At 42.2% G+C, this 15,115-nt stretch carries 12 protein-coding genes; 11 read left to right on the top strand and 1 reads right to left on the bottom strand.

Annotated elements, in window-relative coordinates; translation table 11 throughout:
• Position 1: 1 nt before the first annotated feature.
• The 10 genes from BM003_RS01305 to BM003_RS01260 all read left to right on the top strand — a co-directional run bounded on the left by BM003_RS01305 (position 2) and on the right by BM003_RS01260 (position 11,905).
• Positions 2-1,018, top strand: a complete 1,017-nt coding sequence (locus tag BM003_RS01305) for an ABC transporter ATP-binding protein (protein ID WP_245733979.1) — start codon at positions 2-4, stop codon at positions 1,016-1,018.
• Between the two features lie 55 nt (positions 1,019-1,073).
• A complete protein-coding gene (locus tag BM003_RS01300; RefSeq protein WP_093669688.1) occupies positions 1,074-2,657 on the top strand; it encodes a peptide ABC transporter substrate-binding protein in 1,584 nt (527 codons plus the stop codon).
• A gap of 226 nt (positions 2,658-2,883) precedes the next feature.
• A complete protein-coding gene (locus BM003_RS01295; protein WP_093669281.1) occupies positions 2,884-3,990 on the top strand; it encodes a mandelate racemase/muconate lactonizing enzyme family protein in 1,107 nt (368 codons plus the stop codon).
• Positions 3,987-4,883 carry a C40 family peptidase gene (locus tag BM003_RS01290; protein WP_245733977.1) on the top strand — a complete coding sequence of 299 codons (897 nt, stop codon included), beginning with the start codon at positions 3,987-3,989 and terminating at the stop codon, positions 4,881-4,883. The genes BM003_RS01295 and BM003_RS01290 overlap by 4 nt, the downstream gene beginning before the upstream one ends.
• On the top strand, positions 4,884-5,894 hold the full coding sequence (locus BM003_RS01285) for an ABC transporter ATP-binding protein (protein ID WP_093669279.1): 1,011 nt from the start codon (positions 4,884-4,886) through the stop codon (positions 5,892-5,894).
• A gap of 237 nt (positions 5,895-6,131) precedes the next feature.
• Positions 6,132-8,054, top strand: a complete 1,923-nt coding sequence (locus tag BM003_RS01280) for an NAD(+) synthase (protein WP_093669277.1) — start codon at positions 6,132-6,134, stop codon at positions 8,052-8,054.
• Between the two features lie 24 nt (positions 8,055-8,078).
• A complete protein-coding gene (locus BM003_RS01275) occupies positions 8,079-9,800 on the top strand; it encodes an ABC transporter ATP-binding protein (RefSeq protein WP_093669275.1) in 1,722 nt (573 codons plus the stop codon).
• Positions 9,801-9,913: 113 nt separating this feature from the next.
• Entirely contained in the window at positions 9,914-10,348 is a 435-nt protein-coding gene (locus BM003_RS01270) for a GNAT family N-acetyltransferase (RefSeq protein ID WP_093669273.1), read from the top strand.
• 101 nt (positions 10,349-10,449) lie between these two features.
• A complete protein-coding gene (locus BM003_RS01265; RefSeq protein ID WP_093669271.1) occupies positions 10,450-11,469 on the top strand; it encodes a S66 family peptidase in 1,020 nt (339 codons plus the stop codon).
• Positions 11,462-11,905 carry an ASCH domain-containing protein gene (locus tag BM003_RS01260; protein ID WP_093669269.1) on the top strand — a complete coding sequence of 148 codons (444 nt, stop codon included), beginning with the start codon at positions 11,462-11,464 and terminating at the stop codon, positions 11,903-11,905. The genes BM003_RS01265 and BM003_RS01260 overlap by 8 nt, the downstream gene beginning before the upstream one ends.
• Before the next feature lie 138 nt (positions 11,906-12,043).
• Here the strand turns inward: BM003_RS01260 and ald are convergent, their stop codons facing one another.
• Positions 12,044-13,180 carry an alanine dehydrogenase gene (gene ald / locus BM003_RS01255; RefSeq protein ID WP_093669267.1) on the bottom strand — a complete coding sequence of 379 codons (1,137 nt, stop codon included), beginning with the start codon at positions 13,178-13,180 and terminating at the stop codon, positions 12,044-12,046.
• Between the two features lie 251 nt (positions 13,181-13,431).
• Between ald and BM003_RS01250 the strand changes: the two genes are divergently transcribed.
• Positions 13,432-15,102: a PucR family transcriptional regulator gene (locus BM003_RS01250; RefSeq protein WP_093669265.1), complete on the top strand. Its 1,671-nt coding sequence runs from the start codon at positions 13,432-13,434 to the stop codon at positions 15,100-15,102.
• Positions 15,103-15,115: the final 13 nt, after the last annotated feature.

The raw sequence follows: 15,115 nt of genomic DNA, 5'->3' as shown, positions 1-15,115 counted from the left end.
CTTGGCAAAACAATCGGACAAGCTGCTTGAAGTTAATAACTTACATGTGTCCTTTAAAACGCATGGTGGTGAGGTTCATGCAGTTCGTGGTGTTGCGTTTGATATTAAACAGGGAGAGACACTTGCAATTGTGGGCGAATCCGGGTGCGGAAAAAGTGTGACTTCTTTGGCAGTAATGGGATTGCTTCCAAAGCCCAATGGGAAGATAATTGATGGCTCCATTCGATTCAAAGGTACTGAAATGACCACGTTAACTCCGAAAAAGATGCGCCGTATTCAAGGCGTTAATGTATCCATGATCTTTCAGGATCCAATGACGGCACTTAATCCAACCTTGACCATAGGATCACAGCTGACTGAAGGCATCATTCATCAGAAAAAGGTATCAAGGAAAGAAGCTCATCAAAAAGCGATTGAGATGCTTCATATGGTCGGTCTTTCGAATGGCGAACAGCGAATGAAGCAATATCCGTACCAATTTAGTGGTGGTATGAGGCAGAGAATTGTGATTGCCATGGCTCTTATTTGTGAACCGGATCTGATTATTGCTGATGAACCGACAACAGCACTGGATGTAACCATTCAGGCGCAAATTTTGGAATTATTTGATCATATTCAAGAAGAGACAGGCGTCTCCATGATTATGATCACTCACGATCTTGGCGTTGTCGCGAAGACTGCAGACCGTGTGGCAGTTATGTATGCAGGGAAGATTGTGGAGATGGGCAGCAAGCGCGATATTTTTTATAGAGCGAAGCATCCGTACACTCAAGCGCTTCTTAACGCCATCGTCCGAGTCGATATTCCCGCTGATACACTAAAGCCGATCGAAGGAGCGCCGCCGGATTTATTCGCACCCCCTGATGGTTGCGCTTTTTGTGAACGGTGCCCGTTTGCGATGGAGGTTTGTCAACATGTTCAACCGCCAACATCTATGGTTGATGAAAATCATGCTGTTGATTGTTGGCTTTTAGATAAAAGAGCTGATACCATTCGGCAAAAGGTTGAAATATTATAAAAAGGCAGGAGGGTTTCATTTGAAAAAGTTGCTTAGAAATGTGTTTTTGCTCGGCATGGCAGTTTTGCTTGTTTTCGCATTCAGCGGATGTACCGCGAAGCCAAATTCAACGAGCAAGAAAGCGAACGGAAAACAGGTTTTAAAACTCAATAACGGATCGGAACCAACTTCTTTCAATCCGCCAATCGGGTTTGATTCTGTGTCTTGGAATGCATTAAACAACTTAATGGAAGGTTTGACACGTCTCGGTAAGGATAATGAGCCGCATCCTGCATCGGCAGAGAAGTGGGACGTTTCTTCAGATGGAATGACCTATACATTCCACATTCGTAAAGACGCGAAATGGGATAACGGTGATGATTTAACTGCCGGAGATTTTGAATATGCGTGGAAACAACTGTTAAATCCCAAAACGGCATCACCTGCAGCCTTCTTGGGCTACCTAATCAAAGGCGGCGAAGCGTATAACCTGAAAAAAGGCTCCGCTGATGATGTACAAGTGAAAGCGACAGATGACAAAACATTAAAGGTCACCCTCAATGCACCACAGTCTTATTTTCTCAATATGATTTCTAATCCTGCCTTTTTTCCGGTAAACAAAAAAGTTGCAGAAAAGGATTCGAAATGGTATGCCAATGCCAAGACATTTGTTGGAAACGGACCTTTTAAACTGGCATCATGGAAACATGATTCAAATATGGTATTTAAGAAGAGCGGCACTTATTGGGATAAGAAAAGTGTTAAGCTTGATGAAGTCGACTGGGCCATGGTCAATGATACAAATACTGAATATCAAATGTTTAAAACAGGGGAACTTGATACTGCGAGTGTACCGCCTGACCTATCTGATCAACTCTTTAAAGAGGGAAAGGTTACTGTCGGTCCACAAGCGGGCACCTATTTCTTTAGTATGAATGTGAAAATGAAACCATTCGATAATGCCAAAATCAGAAAAGCCTTTGCACTTGCCGTTGATAACAAAAAAATCGTTAACTACGTTGTTAAGCAGAAAAATGATCCGGCATACGGTTTTGTTTCTCCCGGATTTAAGGATCCAAGCGGAGAGGACTTCCGTAGCCATAACGGCAATCTTTATAAATACGACCCTTCAGAAGCTAAAAAACTGCTTGCGGAAGGGATGAAAGAAGAAGGCTATAATAAGCTGCCGCCAATCACACTGACCTACAATACAACCGATATTAACAAAGCTGTTGCAGAAGCGGTTCAAGAAATGTACAAGAAGAATCTCGGTGTATCGGTGAAATTAGCCAATATGGAATGGAACGTTTACGGCGTTGATCAAAAGAAAGGCAAATTCCAATTCTCACGCGGCTCTTTCTTAGCCGATTACGGCGATCCAATCAACTTCCTGGAAAATTTCATTACCGGCATGCCAATGAACAGCATGCAGTGGAGCAACAAAGAATATGATAAATTGATCAAAGAAGCAAAGAACGAGAAAAATGATGCGAAACGCTATGCATTGATGTATCAGGCTGAAAAACTGCTCATGAAAGAAATGCCGCTCTTCCCAGTATATTTCTACAATCAGTCCGAATTGCAAAACAGCAAAGTTAAAGGAATTGTTCGGCACCCAGTAGGCTATATGGAACTGAAGTGGGCGACAAAGTCTAACTAACTTAAGTCTCCTGATTAATTGGAATCCTTAGAGTTGATGATTCTCAAATCAGAAGAAGCCGTTTTCCTGAACACGGAAAACGGTTTTTCATTGAAGAAGATAAGAGAACACCTTTTTTGATTTGCGAAAAATTATAATGAATATTTGTTCACTTGAGAATGCAAAACGAATAACAATTAAGCAATTTAACTTGAGGTTATGCAGATAATACGGAGGGCACCTTGGTATGAAAATTGTAAACGTACAGACAGATAAACTATCTATTCCTCTCATTAAACCATTTAAAACCGCACTTCGAACAGTCGAAAAAGCAGAGAGTATGATTGTACGCTTGACTTGCGATGATGGAACGATTGGTTTTGGCGAGGCTCCGCCGACACACGTAATCACTGGTGACAGTCTCGGTAGCATCAACTATACGATTATGGAGGTACTGCGCCCCTTAATTATCGGACTTGAAGTTGAAAAGAGAGAACATATTCACCAAGTCATAGATAGAGCAATCCTCCATAATACAAGTGCTAAAGCTGCTGTCGACATTGCGGTTTATGATTGCCTTGCGCAGAAAGCAGGTATGCCGCTCTATCAATTTCTTGGAGGAAACGCCAACAGGCTGGAGACAGATTTTACAGTTAGTGTCAATAGTGTCAATGAAATGACGCGGGATGCGCACGAAATCGTTAAACAAGGATTCACCACATTGAAGATAAAGGTTGGGAACTCAACGATTAATGAGGATCTAGAAAGAGTTGCCGGCGTTCGTCAAGCAGTTGGCAACCAGATTAAATTAAGACTGGATGCCAACCAGGGTTGGCGTGCGAAAGATGCAATAGCCATTATTCGAAAGATGGAGGATATGGATCTGGGTATCGAGTTGATTGAACAACCTGTTCCATCATGGGATTTCGAAGGAATGAAACTCGTAACTGAACACGTGGATACGTCGATTATGGCTGATGAAAGTATTTTCAACCCCAAAGACGCGGCACGACTGCTTGCAATGCACGGATGCGATATTATTAATATCAAATTAATGAAAGCCGGAGGTATCGCAGAAGCGGAAAAAATTAACACTCTGGCCGAAACATACGGTGTTGAATGTATGGTCGGATGTATGGTTGAGTCTAAAGTCTCAGTGACTGCAGCCTGCCATTTTGCGGCTGCAAAAGTAAATGTGACACGCTGCGATTTGGATACACCACTCATGTTTGCTTCGGAACCCATTGAGGGAGGCGCAAACTACAGACAAAGTCAAATCACTTTGTCTGATGCTCCGGGTTTGGGCATCACCGGAGTTAATTTTAAAAAGATAAAGAGAGGAGAGGGAAATTGAGGAGAAGAATCTCTGTTCCTGTAGCGACGGTTTGGACGTCACCAGATTCTGTTCGGCCAATTGATATGCCTGCTGTTTTGAACCCTCCCGATATGGACGGCTGGATCTCCGGCATGACTCGTGAAGAAACCATCGCACTATGTAAAGAAAAGAGAACGCAAACACAGATACTTTTCAACGAACCGATTATTATCGATGAACAAGTAGGAGACTGGGCAAAGGTCTGTATTCCAAATCAATACTTTTCAAAGGATCGGCGCGGGTATCCCGGCTGGATGCCAATCAGTCATTCGATTGACTGTGATGTATCTGAATCACTTGAACCCGTCATGGTGCAAAAGAGGTTAGCAACACTTTACAGCAAAGATAAACAGGCGCTTATGGATTTGAGCTTTGGAACGTTTCTCTCATTAATTGGAGAGAACGATATGTTTGTTCAAGTGGCCACTCCTTTAGGAGCCTTTATTCTTAGAAAGCAAGATGTTTCTTTTCCTGAAAGGAGATCGCCGCTTACCGGTGCTGAAGTTGTTTACTATGCGAGTCAATTCATCAATCTTCCTTATTTATGGGCTGGAATGAGTGCCTATGGATATGATTGTTCGGGCTTCAGTTACTCAATGCTTCGCGCGGCAGGCTATCTCATTCCTCGCGATGCTGATGATCAATCGATGCATGGGGAAGCGATTGATCAAAGAGATATTCTGCCCGGTGATCTGCTGTTTTTCGCTTATGAAAAGGGGAAGGGTTTTGTACATCATGTCGGTATCTATTACGGGAATGGAAAAATGATCCATTCGCAGACTCCCGGAAAAAAAGTCATTGTGACCACACTTAAAGGAACAATTTATGAAGAAGAACTATGCGCGATTAGGCGTTATTGGAAGGAAGGATGAATGGTGGGAAATGTACCTCTTCTTAAAATAAGCCAGCTAAAAAAGTACTTTGAAATAGATCGATCACAAGTTCTCAAAGCTGTTGACGATGTCAGCCTTTCCATTCAGCCTGGTGAAACATTTGGAATTGTGGGTGAGTCAGGTTGCGGCAAATCCACACTTGGCCGCACAATTATGGGTCTCTATGATAAAACCGGAGGGGAAATTGAGTATAATGGTCAGAATGTGGATCAGATGAATGCTGATCAACGATTCCGTTTACATCGCACTATGCAAATGATTTTTCAAGATCCATATGCATCATTAAATCCGCGTTCGACAGTTCTCGAAATAATCGCAGAACCGATGGAAATTCACAAGACCTGCAAAAGTGCAAGAGAGCGCAAGGAAAAAGTAGAACAACTATTGGAAGAGGTAGGATTAAATCGAAATTATTTAAACCGTTATCCGCATGAATTCAGCGGAGGACAAAGGCAACGAATCGGTATTGCTCGTGCTCTTGCCCTTAATCCTGAATTTATTATCGCTGATGAACCGATATCAGCGTTGGACGTTTCTGTTCAAGCTCAAGTAGTTTTTCTGCTGAAGCAACTTCAGTTAGAGAAAGGTTTGACGATGCTGTTCATCGCTCATGACCTTTCTATGGTTAAGTATATCAGTGATCGAATTGGCGTTATGTATCTCGGCAATCTTGTTGAAATGACTTCAAGCCATAATCTCTATGAAAATCCGCTTCACCCATACACACAGGCACTGCTTTCGGCAATTCCGATTCCCGATCCGGATATTGAAGAAAAGAGGGAACGGATCATACTAAAAGGAGAACTTCCAAGTCCGATTAATCCTCCAAGTGGCTGTGTTTTCCGCACCCGATGTCCATTTGTTATGGATATTTGCGCAAAAAAACGTCCGGAGTTTGTGGAAGTAGAAAAGGGACATTATTCGGCTTGCCACCTGCATGCCCCTAAAAATGAGCGAGTGATCGTACATATGCATAAGAGAGCTGAGTAAGGTTGATCTTGAACGATAGAGGTATTTATTGACAATTATTTGATATAGCATTAAAATGTAGCTGATTCTGTACATCGCTTTTATAGATTAGTGCTTGATAATTAGTAGATGTTGATGCTTCTAGAGCCTCTCCAATATTGGGAGGCTTTTTGCACAGTTGTGCAATGTCTGATCTGATTTTGGGGAATAATAATGAACGTGAGCTTTACAGGTGTTTTCTAATCGGGGGTTATATTGATGGAGTCAATGAATTTTATTCGCGCGGCAGCCGCATGCCCAGTGACTCGAGTCGCGGATGTCCACGCAAATGTGGCGAATATAAAGGTATGTATTGATAAAGCAGTTCATGAGCATGCGAAGTTGGTTGTTTTTCCAGAACTATGCGTTACTTCTTATACATGTGCGGATTTGTTTCTACAGAAGCAGCTGCTCGATGAAGCGGAACTAGGTGTGAGGGAGTTATGCGCTTATAGTGCGGGCAAAGATATTCTGATTGCTGTTGGAGCCCCGCTTTATGCTCAGACGGTTGTCTACAATTGTGCATATATCTTATTTGACGGCAAGCTTTTGGGGATTGTTCCAAAGAGTTACATACCGAATTATGAAGAATTTTATGAGCGGCGCTGGTTTACTTCCGGCAAAGGTATCATCAATCATACTGTGGATATGTCTTTTCAAAAAGATGTCCCCTTTGGTATTGATCTGCTTTTCCAGAGCGGTGCATTGCAAATTGGATTTGAAATTTGCGAGGATCTGTGGAGCGTTGTACCTCCAAGCAGCTATCTAAGCCTTGCCGGTGCTCAAATAATTGGAAACCTTTCTGCTTCAAACGAAGTGGTGAGTAAGTCGGGTTATCGTGAAGCGCTTGTGGCATCTCAGAGTGCAAAATGTATGGCATCTTATATTTATTCAGGAGCGGGTACAGGCGAGTCTACGACTGATGTTGTCTTTGGAGGCGAACTGCTGATCGCTGAAAATGGGACAATGCTGAATAAAAACAAGCGTTTTCAGAGAGACAATGAAATTAAGACATCAATCGTTGATATTGATCGATTGAATTTACAAAGAATAAAGAATATCAGCTTTAGAGAAGCAACTTCTACTATGCCCTGGACAGCTCGAAAAATCAATTATTCCTTTGAGCATATGGATTACGGAGTGTTTGATCGGGAAATTGATAAGCATCCGTTTGTTCCTGCTGATGCGAAGCAAAGAGAGCAGCGTTGCAGTGAGATCTTCAGCATACAAGCAGCGGCACTCGCAAAGCGTATGGAACATACAGGTCTGAAGAATGCCGTGATTGGAATTTCCGGAGGTCTTGATTCAACCCTGGCTTTGCTTGTGATTGTAAAAACCTTTGATTTACTCGGTTATGACCGGAAAAATATTATAACGGTTACTTTACCAGGCTTCGGTACGACTGACCGGACCTATCAGAATGCCGTTTCACTTTGCAAAAAGTTGGAGACAGACTTCCGCGAAGTGAATATCGTGGCTGCTTGTCTACAGCATTTTAAAGATATTGGCCATGATCCTGCAATTCATGATGTGACTTATGAAAATGTGCAGGCTCGTGAACGCACACAAATATTGATGGATATCGCTAATAAAGAAGGGGGACTCGTTGTAGGGACAGGGGACCTCTCTGAACTTGCACTCGGCTGGAGCACCTACAATGGTGATCACATGTCGATGTATGCTGTGAACTGTTCCGTCCCAAAAACACTTGTTCGCTATTTAGTTCGCTATGTTGCTGAAGAAGAGACACGTGAGGAAATCGCCGCGATTCTTTTTGATGTTCTTGATACCCCTGTAACTCCTGAATTATTGCCGAAGAATGGCGAAGGAAAAATTGCGCAGAAAACAGAGGATATTGTCGGACCATATGAACTGCATGATTTCTTTCTTTATTATTTTGTACGCAGCGGATTCACACCTGCAAAAATACTATTTCTTGCAAAAATTGCGTTCAAAGATTCTTATGATGAAGCAACGATTCAGAAATGGCTTCAAACATTTATTCGCCGCTTTTTCTCAATGCAATTCAAGCGTTCTGCGATTCCTGACGGACCGAAAGTCGGAACCGTCAGTTTGTCACCACGCGGTGATTGGCGTATGCCGTCAGATGCAAGCCGTAATCTTTGGACAACTGAACATTAAAATAGGTGAAAGCGAGGTACTTATGTGATTCGCCGTTTTTTCTCTTATTACAGACCCTACAAGAAATTATTCATTCTCGACTTTTCTTGCGCAGTTCTGCTTGCGCTGCTTGAACTTGTTTTTCCGATGGCGGTGAATCAAGTGATCGACCGACTGCTTCCTGGGAAAGATTGGTCGATTATTATGCTCGCCACAGCAGGCCTGCTTTTGTTTTATATTATTAATACCTTGATGCATTATGTGGTGACCTATTGGGGCCATATGCTAGGAATTAATATTGAAACCGATATACGCCAAGAACTTTTCGAGCATATTGAAAGACAATCTTTTCATTTCTTCGACAACAACAAAACTGGGCACATGATGTCACGCCTCACAACGGATCTATTTGATATTGGTGAGACTGCTCACCATGGTCCTGAAGAAATTTTTATTGCGATTATGTCACTACTTGGTGCGTTTTTCCTGATGTTGACGATCAACTGGAAGCTCGCGTGCATTACGTTTGTTCTCGTTCCCATTCTAGGTTCTTTTATCATTATGTTTAACATAAAAATGACAAGAGCCTCGGATCAAATCTATCAAGATATCGCTGTCTTTAATGCTAATGTTGAAAATGCTGTCGGCGGTATTCGTGTTGTCCAAGCATTTTCGAATGAAGATTATGAAAAAAAGCGTTTTCGAGAAAATAATAAATTATATCGAAAAGCGAAGCTATTTTCCTATAAAATTATGGCGACGAGTGTAACAACAAATTATTTTTTCATGCGCCTCATTACGTTATTCACATTAATCAGTGGGGCTTGGTTTGTCATTCATGGCGAACTGAGCAGTGGACAATTTGTCGCCTTCTTATTGCTTTCAAACATTTTTGTTCAACCGATTCAGAATTTTAACGCCGTTATTGAACTGTATCCAAAGGGTATTGCCGGATTCAAGCGTTTTCTGCAATTGAAAAGTTTAGCCCCTGAAATTGTGAACAGTGAACAGGCGATTACTGTTCCATCTATTGAAGGGCGAATTAATTACACTAATGTCAGCTTTGGGTATGAAGGAAAGAAACAAGTGCTGAATCATATCAATCTGCACATTCATTCTGGAGAGACTGTCGCATTCGTTGGACCTACGGGTGCCGGAAAAACAACATTATGCAGCTTACTTCCACGTTTTTATGATGTGACCGAGGGCAAAATTACGATTGATGACATTGATATTCGTGATTTTAAACTCTCTTCGTTACGCAGTCATATTGGGCTAGTGCAACAAGATGTATTTCTTTTTTCCGGTACACTCCGCGAAAATGTTGCGTATGGAAAATTAGATGCAACCGATGAAGAAATTTGGCACGTGATTCGCCTCGCGCGATTGGAGAAAACTGTTCTCAATATGCCTGACGGTTTGGATACGGTAGTCGGCGAACGTGGAGTGAAACTTTCCGGCGGACAGAAGCAGCGGCTTTCCATTGCACGGATGTTTCTCAAGGATCCGTCAATAGTTATTCTTGATGAAGCAACTTCGGCTTTGGATACAGAAACAGAGGCGGCGATTCAGCAATCTCTAGAGCAATTGGCGAAAGAGCGTACAACACTTATCATTGCACACCGTTTGGCAACAATCAAAAACGCAGATCGTATTATTGTTGTAACCGAGCATGGAATTACTGAGCAAGGAACACATGAACAGCTCTTGAAACGTGACGGAGTTTACAGCCGCTTGTATGAATCTCAATTTACAATGAACATGTAATTATAAAACAAGACAAAGTAGGAGTTGTTCTGCATGATGAATTTTGCTGTTGTTGGCATTCGGAAGTTTTTCGATAAAAGTCATTCAGCAATTGAAATTTCAGGAGAACGTCAATGAGCACCATTCGCGAACTAAGAACTGTGACGGAATGGAAGGCTGCTTTTCCGGTTATGAATCAGCTCCGAACAGATTTAGATGAAGAGACCTATCTTGAACTTGTGATGCAGGCGACTAGAAATGAGAGTTATCATCTATTTGCTGTTTTTGAAGGAAATTATCTGGTCGCTGTTACTGGTTTTATGCCAATGACAACGCTATACAGCGGACCGTCGGTTTGGGTGTGCGATCTAGTCACAGATCAGCAGTATCGCTCGCAGGATTATGGGGGGCAGCTGCTTCAATTCATTGAGCAGTGGGCAATGGATCATGGCTATTCGAGTGTTTTGCTTTCGAGTGAATCGCAGCACGAATCTGCATATCATTTTTATATGGAAAAAATGGAATTTGACCGTTCCGGCCATGTATTCAAAAAAGTGATCGAGTCATAAATTTTAGAACCTTCTTCAATTTGATCGTTCAAGGGAATGAAGTAGTGCCGACAATTTAGTGTCGGCATTTTTTTCAAAAATAGTTGAAGGGAGCGTCTTCATTGTACTCTTTGAACAAAGGAGACAAAATAGGTATTTACTCTCCATCGTCGCCAATTACAGCAACATCGCCAAAACGCTTTGCGCGTGCGAAACGGTTTCTTGAATCAAAGGGATTCCAAATCGTAGAGGGAAATTTGACTGAAAAATGGGATCATTATCGTTCAGGTTCCATTAAGGAACGCGCTGAAGAATTAAATGCCTTGATTCGAAATGACGACATAAAAATGATTATGTCAACTATAGGTGGCACAAATTCAAATTCTCTCCTGCCATATATCGACTATCAAGCATTTAAAGAGCATCCCAAGATCATGATTGGTTATTCAGATGTGACCGCTCTTTTACTTGCGATATACGAACAAACAGGTTGTCCGGTATTCTATGGACCTGCTCTTGTTCCGTCGTTTGGAGAATTTCCGCCTTACGTGGATGAAACATTTAGCTATTTTGAAACAATGTTCCAAGAACATACATCTTTTCCTATGAAGATACCCATGCCTCGTTATTGGTCTGATGAAGGTGTGAATTGGGAAGTACAAACTAGGGAAAAGGAGAGACGTCCTAATCATTGGTACGGTATAAATGGCGGAAAGGCCACGGGAAGACTGATCGGTGGCAACCTAAATGCGATGAATGGATTTTGGGGAAGTCCCTATATGCCGAAAATACAAAAAGGGGATATCTTGCTCATTGAAGATTCTATGAAAGCAGCCTCGCAAGTGGAGAAGAACTTCTCATTGCTGAAGGTCAATGGTGTCTTTGAACAAATTGGCGGAATACTGCTCGGCAAGCATGAGCGATTTGATGACGAGGGAACCGACAAGCAACCAATTGACCTGCTGCTTGAGGTATTGAATGGAACCAAATTGCCAATTATTGCTGATTTTGACTGTTGCCACACGCATCCGATGCTTACGATGCCGATCGGATCCCAGATTCGCATCAATGCGAATAAGGATGATCCATCGGTTTGGATCAATCATATCTCATTTAGAGGAGAAAATTTCCGAAATGAATAAAGCTTGTGAGGACTATTGGAATCTTTTTTGGAAAGACAACAAACACCCCGTCTCGGTGTCTGCATGGCAGTTTGGCGTAGATCCGGATCAGCTGGCAGATTTAGTTGCGAAAGGGATAAAGACAGCAACTTGTTCTGCCTACGTGTTCTATGAACGTGAGCATGAAGAATTACCAAAGGTCGGCGACTATAACATTATTTTAACTAGTCAGGACAAACCCGTTTGCATTACTAAAACAATTGAAGTGGCGATTATTCCAATGAATCAAGTTTCTGAGCAGCACGCTCGGGAAGAAGGCGAAGGAGACCGGACTCATGACTATTGGTGGAAGGTTCATCAAGATTCTTTTACAAAAGAGCTCTCATCAATTGGTCAACCATTTAAAGTGGACATGCTTCTTGTTTGCGAGCGTTTTACTTTGGTTGATATAAAGTGATGTGATGCGACACGATCATAAGCAGCAACCCGCGTTTAAGTAAAAAAATCCCCCTGTTCATATAAACAGGAGGAAAAGGACTATCAAAGAGCCACAGAATAACTAGTTTAACGGTTATACACTAGCTAGGTTTAAGAATCAGACCTTCGCAGTTTCAAGCAATGATTTTGCGCATTTGTATTCCAAACCATGAGCGTCGGCAACTGCTTTGAAGGTTACATAGCCATCCAATGTGTTCAGACCTTTAAGCAATGCTTCATCTTCGAGACACGCCTTTGCATAACCTTTGCTGGCAATTTTCGCAGCGTAAGGAATGGTTACGTTTGTCAGTGCGAGTGTCGATGTGTTTGGAACAGCACCAGGCATATTGGCAACGGCATAATGAATGACACCGTGCTTCGTATAAGTCGGATCATCATGTGTTGTGCTGTGGTCTGATGTTTCAACCACACCGCCTTGGTCAATCGCAACGTCAACGATAACCGAGTTTTCCTTCATGTTGGCAACCATTTCTTCAGTGACAAGCTTCGGAGCTTTAGCGCCTGGGATCAGAACCGCGCCGACAACAAGATCAGCTTCCTTAACTGATTCAGCAATATTATAAGGATTTGACATGACTGTGTTCAGCGAATTACCGAAAATATCATCGAGGTCGCGCAATCTGTCAGCACTGATGTCAAGAATAGTGACATCAGCACCGAGTCCGACAGCAATTTTCGCTGCGTTCGTTCCAACGATACCACCGCCGATGATCGTTACTTTTCCGCGGGATACGCCAGGTACGCCGCCAAGCAAGATACCTTTTCCTGCATTGTCACTAAATTTTTCAAGGTACTGAGCACCGATTTGAACGGCCATTCTTCCGGCAACTTCACTCATTGGTTGGAGGAGAGGCAGCACGCGATCCGCGCGTTGAACGGTTTCGTAAGCGATTGAAACCACTTTGCTGGCAACAAGAGCTTTTGTTAATTCAGCGCCGACTGCTGGAGCGAGGTGGAGATAAGTGAAGAGAATCAGTCCTTCATGGAAGAATTGGTATTCTTCTGGTTCTGGCTCTTTTACTTTGATCACCATTTCAGCGGACCAAGCTTTTTCTGCTGAAGTGATTACTGCACCTGCTTCTTCATATTGTTGATCGGAAAATCCTGCGCCTGCGCCGGAAAGTGTTTCGACATAGACCACATTGCCTTCTTGAACAAGGTGGTACGTACCTGCAGGGGTGATTGCGACGCGACGTTCGTTGTTCTTCAATTCTTTCGGAATACCGATAATCATGAATGAATTCCTCCTAGTTAAAAAATTAAAACCAATGATTGAATAATCAGTAACCTCGATCAAGACCAATAAAACAAATGATTCATCAGATCGGGTTTGAGTTATTCCTTACTTAGAATGTTACAAATAATAAGAAATCATTTCATCATACGTTTTGTCTAGTCTTTTGGCAAATAACTTGACATTTGATGTACGTGTTAGATAATATGACATTATATGAAATGAAATGAGACGTACATGGGGGGCTGTGCATGGACGAAATGCCATTTAGTGTGAAAGATGTGCTTGAACGACCGCTTTTCCAACGAGCAATACTGCTTGCGGGCGCTCATGGATTATACCGGGAAGTACGATGGGTTCATATTCTTGAGATTACACATGCCGCTCCCTATGTCAGCAAACATGATTTGATTCTTACAACTGGTCTGTGGCTGAAGCGTTCGGTCAAATCAGGACTGGAATACACACGTCAGATTATTGATCATGAAACATCCGGACTCTGTATTGAGTTCGGAACAACCATTGATGAAATTCCTGACAAAATTATTGAGCTTTGTGACCAACACGATTTTCCACTTATTCTATTTCGTCAACCAATACGGTTCGAGGAGATCACTCAAGACATCCATTCTTATTTGATCAATCAGCATTTCGGGCTTCTTAAAAATTTGGAACACTTTTCACAGCAACAGCAGCAGCTGATCTTACAGAGTACGGATATTCCCGCCATTCTTCGGCTGCTGCAAAGCTATTCTGACGGGCAGATTGTCTATCTCTCAACAATTGAATCGAATAAGTTCTATCCTTCTGTGACGTCGGAGACTGCGGAAACAATTAATACATTTTGCAATAAGAAAATGAAAGATTTCGATCAAATTCAAGAAACCGAAATATGGAAGATGGATGAGACGCATTATCTCTTGATTCAGCCGGTTGTATGTTTTGGACAAGTGTTCTCGTGCGTCGGCATGATTTTGCATCAGGCTCATCCTACTGAATATATGAAGCTTCTTATCGATTATACAGCGAAGGCGGTAGCAACCGTTCTTCTCCGCACACAGTTTCTTGAAGAGAAGATATTAAGCAATCAAAATGAACTCATTCAAGATATTCTTAGTCGGCAGATCGAGAGTGAAGAACAGGCGCAAATGAGGATGGGGCTGCCTTCCCCCAATGGCGAACGGTATATTTTTGTCGGGGGAATTATCGAATTTGAACATAATGTCATTGAAGCAGGACCAGAGCGGATGGAAGCGAGAAATCAAGATATTCTTGTCCTGATCCGGTCGCTTTTAAAAAGATATCAGATGCACCACTTGCTAATGATGAAGAACAATCAAATCTTTTTACTATGCGCGAAGGAACGTGTCAATAAAGACTCTCTAACTAGCATTAACAAAAACATTCAAGGTTTGATTGACGGTTTGGATAAGTACATCAAACAGGCGTTGCCTAGTCTTCGTTTTCATGTAGGTATTGGAAAATCAAGGACACGGCTGCTAGATGTATGGATCAGCTTTAAAGAAGCCTATCAGGTGATCGAAATTTCGCAAACCGTGCCGGCGATGAAGCAACGCAATTTTTATGGGAAGATGGGGATATATCAGTTACTAAAAGCTGTTCCTGATCCGATTCTTTCCGAATTCATAAAGGATCAGCTCGGGCAATTAATCGACTATGATCATAAGCATCATTTAAATCTGGTGGATACCCTATCTATGTATTTTCAGTGTATGGGTTCAAAGGGAGAGACCGCGAAAAAGTTGTTTATTCATCGTCAGACATTGTACAATCGACTTGAGAAAATTAGAGACATATTGGGCGAGGATTTCTTTGAACCAGAACGGCGTCATTGTCTGGAAATGGCATTGCTCGGGCATCCGCTCATAGAGGAATTCAATACGAACGTCCATCCCTTTTAAATCAAAAGATATT

The organism is Sporolactobacillus nakayamae (assembly GCF_900113325.1).
Classification (GTDB): domain Bacteria; phylum Bacillota; class Bacilli; order Bacillales; family Sporolactobacillaceae; genus Sporolactobacillus; species Sporolactobacillus nakayamae.
This window is presented reverse-complemented; position numbering and strand designations above follow the sequence as displayed.

Coding starts and splice junctions, on each gene's coding strand:
- BM003_RS01260 (WP_093669269.1), top strand. CDS start 11,462: ATGAATAAAGCTTGTGAGGACTATTGGAATCTTTTTTGGAAAGACAAC.
- BM003_RS01270 (WP_093669273.1), top strand. CDS start 9,914: ATGAGCACCATTCGCGAACTAAGAACTGTGACGGAATGGAAGGCTGCT.
- BM003_RS01285 (WP_093669279.1), top strand. CDS start 4,884: ATGGTGGGAAATGTACCTCTTCTTAAAATAAGCCAGCTAAAAAAGTAC.
- BM003_RS01295 (WP_093669281.1), top strand. CDS start 2,884: ATGAAAATTGTAAACGTACAGACAGATAAACTATCTATTCCTCTCATT.
- ald (WP_093669267.1), bottom strand. CDS start 13,180: ATGATTATCGGTATTCCGAAAGAATTGAAGAACAACGAACGTCGCGTC.
- BM003_RS01300 (WP_093669688.1), top strand. CDS start 1,074: ATGGCAGTTTTGCTTGTTTTCGCATTCAGCGGATGTACCGCGAAGCCA.
- BM003_RS01250 (WP_093669265.1), top strand. CDS start 13,432: ATGGACGAAATGCCATTTAGTGTGAAAGATGTGCTTGAACGACCGCTT.
- BM003_RS01280 (WP_093669277.1), top strand. CDS start 6,132: ATGGAGTCAATGAATTTTATTCGCGCGGCAGCCGCATGCCCAGTGACT.